The organism is Amycolatopsis bullii (genome assembly GCF_014654205.1).
Taxonomy (GTDB): Bacteria; Actinomycetota; Actinomycetes; order Mycobacteriales; family Pseudonocardiaceae; genus Amycolatopsis; species Amycolatopsis plumensis.
In genome coordinates this window covers 36,707-50,115 of sequence record NZ_BNAW01000020.1, presented here as the reverse complement: position 1 = coordinate 50,115, position 13,409 = coordinate 36,707, and the positions used below count along the sequence as shown (strand labels likewise).

The following is a 13,409-nucleotide window of genomic DNA, read 5'->3' as shown; positions in this document are numbered from 1 at the left end:
CAAGAAGCGGATCAGCGTCCGGTTTCGCGCGTCTCGATCACGATCTCCGACGACAGCGTGCGGTGCACCGGGCACTTGTCGGCGATCAGCATGAGCTTGGCGCGCTGCTCGTCGTCGAGGTCGCCTTCGAGTTGGATCTCGCGGCTGATCCGGCTGAGCAGGCCGCGCTCGGTTTCGCACCGCGCGCAGTCTTCGGCGTGGACGCGGTCGTGCCGCAGCCGGACGGTCACCCGGGCCAGCGGGATGCCCTTCCGGTCGGCGTACATCCGCAGCGTGATGGCCGTGCACGAACCCAGCGACGCGAGCAGCAGTTCGTACGGGTTCGGGCCGGCGTCGGCACCGCCCACCGCAACCGGTTCGTCGACGAGCAGCGTGTGGGTCGCTGTGACGACCTGCTGCGTGTAGGTGCCGTCGCCGCTCGCCGTGACGACGACCGTGCCGGGCGCGGGTTGATCCATCCGCCGGAAATCCTCTCGGGTAGCGGGAGGCGGCCGATCCGGACATCCGGCGCATTCCCAAGACGCGGCGGATATCGTATCTTCTGCTGCGAGTGGGTCACCCGGACGCCGCCTGCGCCCGGCTGCCGCGAAGGGGGTGCGCCGTGGCTACCAGGCACTTGCCGATGCGTCCGGCCGACCAGGGTGGCCGTGAGCGCTACCTCGACGCGGCGTTGTCGGTGCTGGTGGACCGCGGGGTCCCGGGACTGACCGTCCGCGGGGTGGCCGAGGCGGCCGGCGCGTCGACGCTGTCGGTCTACGCCCGCTTCGGCGGCCGCGCGGGCCTGCTCGACGCCTTGTACGAGCGCACGTTCGACTCGCTGCGGGAGCTGCTGGAAGGCCTGCCGCCCTCGAGCCAGGACGGCGTTGCGGACCTGCTGCACCTGGCGCTGGAGTACCGGCGCTTCGCCCGCGAAAGCCCGACCCGCTACGCGCTGATGTTCGAGCGCCCGGTGCCCGGGTTCGATCCGGACCCGGCGTTGCGGTCGGCGGTGCTGCGGACGACGTTCACCCTGTTCATCGCGCGGGTCCAACGGGTCTGCCCGCCGGGAGCGGATGCCCGGTCGGCGGCCTACCAGCTGTGGACGACCATCCACGGCCTGGTCGGCGCGGAACTGCTGATGGCCTCGCGGCGGCCGCTGCCGGACTGGTTCATCCCGCCGACCGACGAAGCCAACGAACAGATGTACCGCCAGGGCGTCACCGCGATGATGACCGGCCTCGGCCTGCGCAACTGACTCGCCTCAACCGGCGCCCCGGCAGCGCAGTGAATGACTCATTCCTTGCGCCTGACGCCAGGAATGAGTCATTCACTGCGTTGGGCCGGGCAGGGCGAGGGAACGCGAAGAGCCCCCGGTCCTCAGTGGACCGGGGGCTCTCGTTCAGCTCAGCGAGCTAGTGCTCACGCACCGCCGGAGAGCTTCTCGCGGAGCGCCGCGAGCTGCTCGTCGGAGGCGAGGGTGCCACCGCTGCTCTTGGAGTCGGCCGGGGCCGAGCCCGAAGTGTAGCTTTCCGCGCCACCCTCGATGCCGGTCGCCGCGTCCGCCGCCGCTTCGGCGTCGGCCTCGACAGCCTTCTGGACCTGCTTCATGTGGGCCTCGTAACGAGTGTGCGCCTCGGCGTACTGGCGCTCCCACTCCTCACGCTGCTTGTCGAAGCCTTCCTGCCACTCCTGGGTGTCCGGGTCGAAGCCTTCGGGGTAGATGTAGTTGCCCTCGGCGTCGTACTCGGCGGCCATGCCGTACTGGGTCGGGTCGAACTCGGTGTCCGGCGTGACACCCTCGTTCGCCTGCTTCAGCGACAGCGAGATGCGACGGCGCTCGAGGTCGATGTCGATGACCTTGACCATGACGTCGCCGTTGACCTGGACGACCTGCTCCGGGATCTCCACGTGGCGCTCGGCCAGCTCGGAGATGTGGACCAGGCCCTCGATGCCCTCTTCGACGCGCACGAACGCACCGAACGGAACCAGCTTGGTGACCTTGCCCGGCACGATCTGGCCGATCGCGTGGGTGCGGGCGAACTGGCGCCACGGGTCTTCCTGGGTCGCCTTCAGCGACAGCGAGACGCGCTCGCGGTCCATGTCGACGTCCAGAACCTCGACCGTGACCTCCTGGCCGACCTCGACGACCTCGGACGGGTGGTCGATGTGCTTCCAGGACAGCTCGGAGACGTGCACGAGGCCGTCGACGCCACCCAGGTCCACGAAGGCACCGAAGTTGACGATGGACGACACGACGCCCTTGCGGACCTGGCCCTTGGCGAGCGCGTTGAGGAACTCGCTGCGCACCTCGGACTGGGTCTGCTCCAGGTAGGCGCGGCGGGACAGGACCACGTTGTTGCGGTTCTTGTCCAGCTCGATGATCTTCGCCTCGAGCTCGCGGCCGACGTACGGCTGCAGGTCGCGCACGCGGCGCATCTCGACCAGGGACGCGGGGAGGAAGCCGCGCAGGCCGATGTCGAGGATGAGGCCGCCCTTGACGACCTCGATGACGGTGCCCTTGACGGGCTCGTCCTTCTCCTTGAGCTCCTCGATCGTGCCCCAGGCGCGCTCGTATTGCGCACGCTTCTTGGACAGGATCAGACGGCCTTCCTTGTCCTCCTTCTGGAGGACCAGGGCTTCGACCTCATCGCCGACGGTGACAACCTCAGCCGGGTCGACATCGTGCTTGATGGAGAGCTCACGCGAGGGGATGACACCCTCGGTCTTGTAGCCGATGTCGAGCAGGACCTCGTCGCGGTCGACCTTGACGATGGTGCCTTCGACGATGTCGCCATCGTTGAAGTACTTGATCGTCTTGTCGATCGCCGCGAGGAAGTCTTCCTCCGACCCGATGTCGTTGATGGCGACCTGCTGGGGCCCGGTGGGGGCGGTCGGGGCGGTGGCGGTGTCGGTGGTCATTAGGCGGGTTGCTCCGGTGGATGGGAATCGAGGGTTGGCAGTTGTCGGCGCGATGGGCGGCATGCGACGACCCTGCAAGCAAACGTCCACCAGTGAACGACCGCGGCATGACCCCGCATACGGTGCGCGACCCGAGTCCCAACCAGAAGCTGAGCGGAAGGCAGCGCGAACCCACTGCGCTAACACTTATCCTACGCGGCAGCCGCTAGGCGGCACAATCAGGGTCCCCCTGGCTCGCTAAGGTCCTCGCGGAAGCAAACCGCACGCACGAGGACGCAGGTGGAGCCGCTCGCGGCCACCGGGACCGGAGACCCCCATCATGCCACCGGAGCAGGCGCCCGCGCCGGGGCGCCACGACGCCGCCGAGCACCGGCTGGGCACCGCGGCGGTCGCCTACCGCGAGGTCGGCGGCGCGGAAGCGGCCGCGGCCAACCTCGCCTGGTGGGACGCCGACGCCGACGACTACCAGGCCGAGCACGGCGGGTTCCTCGGCGACGCCGACTTCGTCTGGTGCCCGGAGGGCGTCCGGGAGGCCGACGCGCGGCTGCTCGGCGACGTCCGGGGCAAGCGCGTGCTGGAGGTCGGCTGCGGGCAGGCCGCCTGCGCCCGCTGGCTGGCCGCCGAGGGCGCCCACGCCGTGGCGACCGACCTGTCCGCCGGCATGCTGCGCCACGCCCGCGACGGCAACGCGCGCACCGGCCTGGCCGTCCCCCTCATCCAGGCGAACGCCGAGCACCTGCCGCTGGCGTCCGGCAGCTTCGACGCGGCCTGCTCGGCCTTCGGCGCGATCCCGTTCGTCGCCTCGGTGGACACGGTCTTCGCCGAGGTCCACCGGGTGCTGCGGCCGGGCGCGCCGTGGGTGTTCTCGGTGACCCACCCGATGCGGTGGATCTTCCCCGACGACCCGGGCCCGCAGGGGCTCACCGTCACCCAGCCGTACTTCGACCGCACGCCCTACGTCGAGGTCGACGACGAGGGCACCGCCACCTACGTCGAGTACCACCACACCCTCGGCGACTACGTGCGTGCGCTGGCCGCGGCCGGGTTCACCCTCACCGACCTGGTCGAGCCCGAGTGGCCGGCCGGGCACACGCGGGTGTGGGGCCAGTGGAGCCCGCTGCGCGGCAAGCTCTTCCCGGGCACCGCGATCTTCCGCACGCACCGCTCGTGAGCACCCTCGAAGAGCAGCAGAACGCGCGGTTCGCCGCGCTCGACCCGCTCCTCCCGCCGATCGCGGCCCCGCCGTCGCCGTCGAACGAGCCGCTGGTCGTGACGGTCGGCGGCCGCAAGGCGGGCGGCCTGCTGACGCAGGTCGTGCACGCGCCGGGGTCCTGGCCCGCGCTCTGGGGGCCCTCGGACCTCCGTGACCTGACCGCGGTGCCGGGCGACAGCGGGGCCGCGGGCCTCGCCGCGCTGCTCGGCGCGTGGCGCGACCGGCTGCGCGGGACGCCGGCCGGCCCGGACTCGGGCTGCTCGGTGACCTGGCCGAGCCGCGACGCCGAGGCCTCGGCGGTGCTCCTGGCGCACGGGTTCGCGCCGATGACGTGCCTGGCCGTGCGCGCCCCGGATCCGCCCGCGGGCCCCGGGCCGGCGCCGGTGACCGTCCGCCGGGCCGGGGAGGGCGACGTCGACGCGCTGACCGAGCTGCGGCTGGCCGAGTGGCGCTACACCTCGCTGGTCGGCACCGCGGTGCCACGGCCGGGCGCGCGGGAGCTGCTGCGCGCCGAAGTCGTCCGCGCGCTGCGCTTCAGCGGGCTGGTCTGGCTCGCGGAGGACGGTGGCGTGCCGGCCGGCCTGGCCTCCTGCGCGCTGGCCTCGGCCTCGCCGGGCAACTCCGTCCACGGACGGCTGCTCCCGGGCCGCTGGGGGTACGTCGACACGCTGTCGGTCGCCCCCGCGGCCCGCGGCGGCGGGGTCGGCCGGGCGCTGATGGCGGTGGCGCACCGCGAGCTGCTCGGCCACGACGTGCGCGGGACGTTCCTGTTCTACCACCCGGCGAACCCGCTTTCGCCGGTGTTCTGGCACCGGCAGGGCTATCGTCCACTGTGGACCATGTGGCTCCGGCGTCCCGCCTGGTCCTGACCGCACGATCGGAGGAACCATGGACATCGCCGAGCCGCTGCTGGCGGCGCACCGGGCGCGCTTCGCCGCCGTCGACGCGCTGCTGCCGCCCGCCGCACCACCGGCCGCCGGCGAACGCCTCGACGCGGCGACGGCGGACGGCACGCAGGTCACCGGGGTGCTGCAGCGGCACCGGCTCGCCCCCGGCGACGTCCCGATGCTGTGGTCGGCCGCCGACACCTGGCAGCTCTTCCCCTACTTCGGCGACACCGGCACCGAAGGCGCGGATCTCCTGCTGCGCGCGCTGAAGGGCCGGCTGTCTTCGGAAGCGATCGGCGACGACTCGGCGTGCGTGGTCGTCTGGCCCAGCCGCGACGCCGAGGCGATCCGCGCCTTCCTCGACCACGGTCTCGTGCCGCTGTCGGCGGTCGGCGTGCGCACCGCTCCCCCGCCTGAGGCCCTGCCGGAGGTCGCGGTCCGGCGTGCCCGGCCGGACGACTACGACACCGCGCTGGAGCTGGCCGAGGCGACGTTCGACTACACCGGGCTCGTCGCCGCGCCGCGCCGCGCCAACACCGCCGCGCTGCTGGGACCGTCCCTGCGGAAGGCCCTGGCCGAGGACGAGCCGCTCGTCTGGCTGGCCGAAGAGGAGGGCGAAACCCGCGCGCTCGCGCACTGCGCGTGGGTGGACGCGACACCGGGAAGCGAGGCGGCCGAATTGCTCCCGCTCGGACGCTGGGGGTACGTGAACAACGTGGTCACGCAGCCGGGCGAACGCGGCGGCGGGTTCGGCCGGGCACTGATGGCGCACGTGCACCGGGAGCTGCGCCGTGGCGGGGCCACCCGCACGTACCTGTACTACAACCCGACCAATCCGCTCTCTTCGGTGTTCTGGCACCGGCAGGGCTATCGTCCACTGTGGACGACGTGGGAGGTGCGGCCGGCGACGGCGCTGCGGTGAGCCACCCACAAGTGTGACGTGCGTCCGGTGATCTTGCCGCGCACTCCCGCCGGGACTAGCTTTTGAACTGACCGGTCAGTTCAAAAGTTCGCGAAGCGGGAGAAACCGTGCACGTCCGAGCCGATCGGGTGTCCCTCGAAGGGCACCACGGCACCTTGTTGCCGCCCACGTCCCTGACCATCGGCGACGGCGACCTGGCGATCGTGCACGGCGAACCCGGCGTCGGCGTCACGGCGTTCGGCCTCGCGCTGGCCGGCCGGCTCAAGCCGACCACCGGCACGGTGCACGCCGAGGGTGTCGACGCGCCCTTGACCGAGCTCGTCGCGGTCGTCGACGCCCCGGGGGTCAGCGAGCCCGACGACGCGCTGCCGCTGCGCGTGGTCGCCGGCGAGGAGCTGGCGCTGGCGCACCGCCCGGCGGGCAAGGAGGACGTCGCCCGCTGGCTCGCCGACCACGGCGCCGCGCCGTTCGCCGGCACCCGCTTCGAAACCCTCGCGCCCGCCCTGCGCACGCGGCTGCTCACCGAGCTGGCCGCCGAGCGCAAGGGCGTGCGCGTGCTCGTGCTCGACACGCCCGACCGGCACACCAGCGACGTCGGCAGCTGGGCCGGGCTGGCCCGGGAACAGGCCGAACGCGGCCTCGCCGTGGTCGTGCTGGCCGCGACGACCCCGCTGTCCGCCCTGCCCTTCACGCCCGCGCTCGTCGGCGCGGCCGAGCAGCCCGCGCCGCAGCACTGCGCGTCCCCCACCACCCCCGAACCGACCGAAGAGCTCACCGAGAGCACTGACGGAGTCCCCGAATGAACGCCTTCCGGATCGCGCGCAACGAGCTGCGCCGCCTCTCCACCGGCACCCTGCCGAAGCTGGCGCTGGTCGCGCTCGTGCTGGTGCCGCTGCTCTACGCGTCCTTCTACCTCTACGCGAACTACGACCCCTACGGCCGGCTCGACAAGCTGCCCGCCGCGGTCTTCACCAGCGATGCCGGCGCGAAGGACTCGAGCGGCCAGCAGCGCAACGTCGGCCGCGAGGTGACCGACGAGCTGGTCAAGTCGGGCACCTTCCAGTGGCACGAGGTGTCCGAGCAGGAGGCTCGCGACGGCGTCCGCGACGACAAGTACTCGTTCGCCATCGGCATCCCGAGCGGGTTCTCCGCGGCGCTGCTTTCGGTCGGCAACTTCCAGCCGCAGCAGGCGACGATCACGCTGACCACCAACGACGCCAACAACTACCTGTCCGGCACGATCGCCAAGCAGGTCGCCGAGCAGGTCCGCAAGACGATCGCGGAGAAGGTCGGCAGCGAGGCCGCGGACCGGTTCCTGGTCGGGTTCTCCACGATCTACGCCAAGATCCAGGAGGCGTCGAACGGCGCGTCGCAGCTCGCCGACGGCGCCACCCAGCTCAAGTCGGGCCAGCAGCAGCTGGCCGACGGCGCGGCGAAGCTCGCGGACGGCTCGTCGACCCTGGCGACCGGCCTCGGCACGCTCAAGAGCGCCACCGCGTCCCTGCCCTCGCAGACCCAGCAGCTCGCCAACGGCGCTTCGCAGGTCGCCGCCGGTGACCAGAAGGTCGCCGACGCGGCTTCGATCGCCGCCACGGCGTCGTCCGACATCCAGGGCAAGCTCGACTCCTACCGCAGCCAGCTGCAGACCGACCTGCGCAGCGCCGGCGTGCCGGACGCGCAGGTCCAGCAGATCCTGGCGCGCGCCGACCAGCTGCGCTCCCCCGTCGACCAGGCGAACAGCAAGATCCAGCAGGCCAACGGCGACCTCGCGAAGCTGGCCGACGGCGCCCGGCAGGTGTCCGACGGCGCGGCCAAGCTCGCCGCGGCGTCGCCACAGCTGGCGAGCGGCATCGCACAGGCGTCGGACGGCGCGAACCAGCTGAAGGACGGGGCGTCGCAGCTGAGCGACGGCGAGAAGACCGCGGTCAACGGCACGAACCAGCTCGCGGACGGCGCGGTGAAGCTGCGCGACGGGCTCGCGGCCGGGCTGCAGCAGATCCCGAACCCGGACGACCCGACCCGCAACGCGACGGCCAGCACGATCGCGGACCCCGTGGCGGTGAACGCCAACGGCGAGGCGTCGGCGGGGACCTACGGCGCCGGCCTCGCGCCGTTCTTCATCTCGCTGGCCACCTGGATCGGCGCGTTCGTGCTGTTCCTGATCCTGCGCCCGCTCTCGACGCGCGCGCTGACCGCGGGCGCGGCCCCGTTCCGGGTCGCCGTCGGCGGCTGGCTGTCCTCGGCGCTGCTGGGCATCGCGCAGGTGGTCGTGCTGTTCGGCGCGGTGACGTGGCTGGTCGGCATCCACATCGCCCACCCGCTGGAGGCGATCGGGTTCGCCGTGCTGGTGTCGCTGACGTTCACGTCGGTGGTGCACGCGCTCAACGCCTTCTTCGGCGCGGTGGGCAAGTTCCTCGGCCTGGTGCTGCTGGTGCTGCAGCTGGTGAGCGCGGGCGGCACGTTCCCCTGGCAGACGATCCCGGACGCGCTCTACCCGCTGCACGTGGTCCTGCCGATGGGCTACGCGATCGACGGCTTCCGCCACCTGTTCTACAGCGGCGCCTCGACGGGACGGCTGCTCGGTGACATCGGCGTGCTGCTGGCCTACCTCGTGGGCGGGATCCTGGTGTCCACGCTGGCCGCCCGCAAGCGTCGCGTTTGGACGGTGTCCGCGCTCAAGCCCGAGCTGAGCCTGTGAGCGGCGCGACGAAGCAGAAGCTCTTCGAGGCGACTCTGGAGCTCTCGAAGAGCCGGGGCCTGGTGGGCCTGACGGTCGACGACATCGCGGCGGCGGCCGGCGTCGCGAAGGGCACGGTGTACTACAACTTCGGCTCGAAGGACGGCTTGGTCGACGCGCTGCTGCGCTACGGCGTGGACATCCTCGCCGTCCGGCTGCGCGACGCGGTTTCCGACGCGGATCCGCTGGACGTGATCGAGGCGCAGGTCGACACGACGCTGGAGTTCATCGCCCAGTACCCGGGGTTCTCGCAGATCCTGGTGAGCGAGCTGTGGCGGACGCCGGGCCAGTGGCACGGGACGCTGTCGCTGCTGCGCGAGGAGATCATCTCGATCGTGAAGCAACAGCTGTCGAGGTTGGAGTCGGAAGGGCGGCTGCCGGAAGGGGTGCAGATCCCGACGGCGGCGGCCGGGTTGTTCGGCACGATGCTGGTGGTCGCGCTGGACTGGCAGGTGTTCGGGCCGCAGCGGACGCGGGCGGAGGTGCGGGACGCGGTGATGGTGCTGATCCGCGGCCTGGGTCGCCGTTAGCCGGTGGCGCGGTAGCGGCCCGGGGTCTGGCCGACGAGGCCGGTGAAGGCGTCGATGAAGCTGCCCGGGTTGGCCCAGCCCAGCCGCGTCGCCGTGTCGGTGACCGAGGTGCCGTCGCCGAGTTCGAGCAGGGCCCGCTGCACCCGCAGCAGCGTGCGCCACTGGGGAAAGCTCATCGACAGCTCGCGGCCGAACAGGCGGCTGAGGGTCCGTTCGCTCGTGCCGGTCCGGCGCCCGAGCCGCGCCAGGGTCGCCGGGCACGCCGGATCGGCGTGCAGCAGGTCGGTGACGGCTTTGAGGCGCGCGTCGCTGGGCTCCGGGAGGCGCAGCGGTTCCCGGGGCGCCCGGGCGAGTTCGGAGAGGACGACCTCGAGCAGCAGCCGGGCCCGGGGACTGCCGTCCGGCTCGGCGGCCGTCGCCAGGTAGGCCTCGCGCAGCAGCGGACTGGCCACGAACACCGAGGGCACGGCCGGCAGGCGCCCGGATTCGGCCGCCGGGACGCCGACGAGCCGGACGACGGTGGCGCCGTGCGCGCGGCTGCTGTGCACGTGGAACGGCGGCACCCAGGTGATCCGGTTCGCCGGCGCCACCCAGGTGCCGGCCCGCGTCGTGGTGACCAGGGCCCCCGAGGCGGCGTACCGGAGCTGACCGAAGTCGTGGGCGTGCGCGGGGACGTCGTCGCCGTGGGCCAGTGGCTCGCACATGCCTCTCACCGTACGTGGCGGGTTTCCGGAATTTCCCGGCGGGACAACGGTGGTGCGCCGGAGGGCGCGGCGGCCATCGTGGCGGCATGCGAATGATCACCCAGCACGAGTTCGGGGGCCCGGAGGTCCTCACCGTCGTGGCCGCGCCCGAGCCCCGCCCGCTGCCGACCGAGGTCCTGGTCCGGGTCGAGGCGATCGGGCTCAACCCTCTGGAGCCGCGCCTGCGCGCGGGCGAGTTCCCGTTGCTCGGGCCGCCGCCGTTCGTCCTCGGCTGGGACATCAGCGGCGTGGTCGAGGAGTCCTTGACGTGGCGGTTCCGTCCCGGCGACGAGGTGTTCGGGATGCCGCTGTTCCCGCGCGCGGCGAGCGCGTACGCCGAATTCGTGGCGGCGCCGGGACTGCACCTGGCGCGCAAACCGGCGTCGCTGTCCCACGTCGAGGCGGCGGCGTTGCCGGTGGCGGGGCTGACGGCTTGGCAGGGTCTGGTGGACGTCGGCGGCGTGCGCGAGGGCGACCGGGTCCTGGTCCACGGTGGCGGCGGCGGAGTCGGGCACGTCGCGATCCAGCTCGCGAAGGCTCTCGGCGCGCACGTGATCACCACGGCGGCCGGCGGCAAGCGCGAATTCGTGGCGGGCTTGGGCGCCGATGAAGTCGTCGACTACACGGTGGCCGACTTCGCGGAGGTGGTGCGCGACGTCGATCTGGTGCTGGACACGCTCGGCGGGGAGGTTGCTTCGCGTTCGCTCGAGGTGCTGCGGACCGGGGGTCATTTCGTGACGGCGGTGGCGGAGGAGGACCAGGCGCTCATCGCGAAGTTCGAGGCGGCCGGGCGGCGGTTCAGCGGCATCGCGGTCGAACCGGATCCGGTGGCGCTGCGCGGGCTGGCCGATCTGGTCGAGCAGGGCCGGCTGCGGGTGAGCGTGCAGGAGACGTTCCCGTTCGAGCGCATCGCCGACGCACACCGGCTGATCGAGCGCGGCCACCTGCGGGGGAAGGTGGTGCTGACCGTCTGACCCACCGGCCCGCGGGGGCGCCCCCGGTTTCCACGCTATCAGCCGGCACCGACAATTCCGGGCGCCGGAAAGCCGCTCGGACGCAGCCTTCGCCCCGCGCGCGGGGGCGCCCCCCGTTTCCTACGCTACCGGCGACCACCGACAATTCCGGCGCAGCAACCTGACCGCCCAGGTACGCAAGCCGACCCACCAAGCACGCGAACCGACGGTCCAGGTACGCGAAGCCCGCTCAGCCGCGGTCCTCGATCCTCGCCCGGACCGCCGCCGCATACGTGTCCACCGCCGTCGCTGCCGCGGTCAGCTCGCAGGGGCCGTCGATCAGCAGCCGCTTCGCCGGGATGTACGCCTGCTCGATCTCCGGGTCGCCGACCAGGCCGTGCTCGCGGGCCAGCTCGAGGTCGCCCGCCAAGCGGGTGCGCAGCTCCTCGCGGCGGGCGACCAGGCCGTCGAGGACCGCGCGCTGGCGGCGGCCGTCCTCGACCGCCGGGGCCACCGCGTGCTCGTGGCTGTCGATGTGGCGCTCGACCCACTCGGCGTCGCCGTCCACCTCGGCCGACCGCAGCTGCTTCAGCGCGCCCTTCAGCCGCTGTGCCCGAGCCGGCAGCATCGCGACACCCGTGAAGCGCGTTGCCACGCGCAGCTGGTACGCCTCGATCTCCGCCAGCTCCGCCACCGCCTGGGTGAGCACCTCCAGGCGACCCGCGAGGTCGTCCGGGGCCGGGCGGGCCTGGCCCGTGCTCGCCCGCACCGCCGCCACGCCCGGCGAGGTCTCCTCGCGGAAACCGAGCAGCAGGCGGAGACCCAGCTCGGCCGCGCGGCCGGCGAGCGGGGCGAGCACCTCGCCGACGAGCCGGTCGGGTTCCGCCGAGTCGTCGATCGCGTCGACGACCAGGGTGCGGCCCGCGACGCCGGTCGTGAGCCGGTCGGCGATGCGGTGGCGGACCGCGTCCGCCGTGCGGCCGGTCGCGTCGACCGCGAGGTCCACGCTGCCCGCCGGTGGCATCTGGCCGAACGACGGCGGCAGGCCGGGCACGCCGAGGGAACGTTCCCGGTCGGCGAGCACGATCCCGAACCGCAAGGCCGCGGCGACGGGCGAGCCGGCCTCGCCGGTGTCGACGACCCAGACCGTCCCCGGCTCGGCCTTCGCGAACCAGTCGGCGACGCGCTGCACGAAGGAGACGTCGACGGCCTCGCCGACCGGACGCGAGAAGCTGGCGTCGACGGCCGGGCTGCCGGACGTCCAGATGCTCAGCTGGGGCAGGTGCCCGAGCATGGTCTCCACCGGCACCATCCACGTGCCGGTGTCCTTGCCGACGACCATGCCGACGACGTGGCCGGTCGCCTCGTCGATCACCGCCGTGCCGCCGAAACCGGGGCCGAGCGGTTCGGCTTCGGCCGTGCGGAAGAGGCGGACCCACTCGCCGCCGGTCTGCTCCGGGCCGCCGAGCCGGGCGTGCGTCCAGCGGCCGACCGAGCCCGGCGGGAACCCGAACGCGCGGACGAGCTGGTGCTCACCGAGGGGCATGCGGTGCAGCGGGGCGCGGAACACGCGGGATTCGGGACGCTCCAGGCGAAGCAGGGCGAGATCGCCGTGGCCGCCGCCGTCGGAGGGCACCCAGCAGCCTTCGACGACGGTCGCGGCGCCGGGCAAGGCTTCGGCCAGGCCGACGAAGTCGACGCTCAGCGCGGCTCGTGGCCCACCCGCGGTCTCGACGACGTGCGCGCTCGTGAGCACGTGGTACTCGTCCAGTACCGTGCCCGCACCGCACACCCGGCCGAGTTCGTCGTGCAACCGGACCCGCCAGCGTCGTCGCTCACGCTCGAACCCCATTCGGCGGACCCTACGCCGTGATCGCCGCGCGCCGCCGCCGACCTCCCTACCCAGGGGTAATGGCTCACCCGAACGGAGTCATCCGTTCGACGCAACGTCGGATCACACTGGTCCGAACACGCGGCTGCCGGGCGCGGCCGGGTCGTCGCCGGCCCAGAACTCGAACCAGTGCCCGGCGAACTCGTCGCGGGACAGCCCGCCGTCGCCGTCGGAGTCGAGGAGGGCGAAGATTTCGCCGGACGGCGTGCCGACCCCGTTCCAGGCCGCGATGAGCCGGTCGTACTCGGCGGCGGAGATGACGCCGTCGCCGTTTTCGTCGACGGCCTCGAACATCGCCTCGGCCGTGCCGGTGACCGCGTCCGGCATCGCCGGCAAGGCGTCGACGACCTGGAGCACCTGGTCGAGACCGACCCGGCCGCCACCGCCCGCGGCCGTGTCGAGCGTGCTCCACCAGCCCATCATGACCGCGGCGAGCCGCTGCCCGTCGGGCGTGCCCGCGTCGGTGCCGCGCAGCTCGAGCCACCGGGCGGTGAGCGCGCGGAAGTCGGCCTCCGTCAGGAACCCGTCGCCGTCGGCGTCCATGGCGCCGAAGACGCCGAAGATCTTGCGCCGCTGGAAGTCACTGGCCATGGCGCCCAGCATCGTCGCCGCACCGGACGCCCGACGACGTCCGC

13 protein-coding genes are annotated in these 13,409 nt (G+C 72.7%); 8 read left to right on the top strand and 5 right to left on the bottom strand.

The window, feature by feature from the left end:
• Positions 1–11: 11 nt before the first annotated feature.
• Positions 12–458 (bottom strand): OsmC family protein, encoded by a 447-nt coding sequence (locus IE317_RS22400; protein ID WP_191313094.1) that lies wholly within the window; start codon positions 456–458, stop codon positions 12–14.
• A gap of 164 nt (positions 459–622) precedes the next feature.
• Here IE317_RS22400 and IE317_RS22395 point away from each other — a divergent pair, with 164 nt between their 5' ends.
• The gene (locus IE317_RS22395) at positions 623–1,234 is read left to right on the top strand and encodes a TetR/AcrR family transcriptional regulator (protein WP_191313282.1); all 612 of its coding nucleotides are present in this window, start codon (positions 623–625) and stop codon (positions 1,232–1,234) included.
• Positions 1,235–1,398: 164 nt separating this feature from the next.
• Here IE317_RS22395 and rpsA read toward each other — a convergent pair whose 3' ends face one another.
• Positions 1,399–2,898, bottom strand: a complete 1,500-nt coding sequence (gene rpsA, locus IE317_RS22390; RefSeq protein ID WP_003098851.1) for a 30S ribosomal protein S1 — start codon at positions 2,896–2,898, stop codon at positions 1,399–1,401.
• 319 nt (positions 2,899–3,217) lie between these two features.
• Between rpsA and IE317_RS22385 the strand changes: the two genes are divergently transcribed.
• From IE317_RS22385 to IE317_RS22360, 6 genes are all read left to right on the top strand, one after another.
• On the top strand, positions 3,218–4,069 hold the full coding sequence (locus IE317_RS22385; RefSeq protein ID WP_191313092.1) for a class I SAM-dependent methyltransferase: 852 nt from the start codon (positions 3,218–3,220) through the stop codon (positions 4,067–4,069).
• Complete coding sequence (locus tag IE317_RS22380; RefSeq protein ID WP_191313090.1) at positions 4,066–4,980, top strand: GNAT family N-acetyltransferase; 915 nt, start codon at positions 4,066–4,068, stop codon at positions 4,978–4,980. Before IE317_RS22385 ends, IE317_RS22380 begins: the two co-directional genes overlap by 4 nt.
• Positions 4,981–4,999: 19 nt before the next feature.
• Positions 5,000–5,920, top strand: coding sequence for a GNAT family N-acetyltransferase (locus tag IE317_RS22375; protein WP_191313088.1), 921 nt, complete (start codon positions 5,000–5,002; stop codon positions 5,918–5,920).
• A 107-nt stretch (positions 5,921–6,027) separates the two neighbouring features.
• Entirely contained in the window at positions 6,028–6,723 is a 696-nt protein-coding gene (locus IE317_RS22370) for an ABC transporter ATP-binding protein (protein WP_191313086.1), read from the top strand.
• Positions 6,720–8,618, top strand: coding sequence for a YhgE/Pip family protein (locus tag IE317_RS22365; RefSeq protein ID WP_191313084.1), 1,899 nt, complete (start codon positions 6,720–6,722; stop codon positions 8,616–8,618). The genes IE317_RS22370 and IE317_RS22365 overlap by 4 nt, the downstream gene beginning before the upstream one ends.
• A complete protein-coding gene (locus IE317_RS22360; protein ID WP_191313082.1) occupies positions 8,615–9,187 on the top strand; it encodes a TetR/AcrR family transcriptional regulator in 573 nt (190 codons plus the stop codon). Before IE317_RS22365 ends, IE317_RS22360 begins: the two co-directional genes overlap by 4 nt.
• On the opposite strand, the gene IE317_RS22355 is transcribed toward IE317_RS22360, so the two are convergent.
• Positions 9,184–9,891, bottom strand: a complete 708-nt coding sequence (locus IE317_RS22355; protein WP_191313080.1) for an AraC family transcriptional regulator — start codon at positions 9,889–9,891, stop codon at positions 9,184–9,186. The genes IE317_RS22360 and IE317_RS22355 overlap by 4 nt on opposite strands.
• Before the next feature lie 86 nt (positions 9,892–9,977).
• Between IE317_RS22355 and IE317_RS22350 the strand changes: the two genes are divergently transcribed.
• Positions 9,978–10,904, top strand: a complete 927-nt coding sequence (locus tag IE317_RS22350; RefSeq protein WP_191313078.1) for an NADP-dependent oxidoreductase — start codon at positions 9,978–9,980, stop codon at positions 10,902–10,904.
• A gap of 229 nt (positions 10,905–11,133) precedes the next feature.
• Here the strand turns inward: IE317_RS22350 and IE317_RS22345 are convergent, their stop codons facing one another.
• The gene (locus tag IE317_RS22345) at positions 11,134–12,735 is read right to left on the bottom strand and encodes a S1 family peptidase (protein WP_191313076.1); all 1,602 of its coding nucleotides are present in this window, start codon (positions 12,733–12,735) and stop codon (positions 11,134–11,136) included.
• A gap of 102 nt (positions 12,736–12,837) precedes the next feature.
• Positions 12,838–13,365: an EF-hand domain-containing protein gene (locus IE317_RS22340; protein WP_229902851.1), complete on the bottom strand. Its 528-nt coding sequence runs from the start codon at positions 13,363–13,365 to the stop codon at positions 12,838–12,840.
• Positions 13,366–13,409 lie beyond the last annotated feature (44 nt).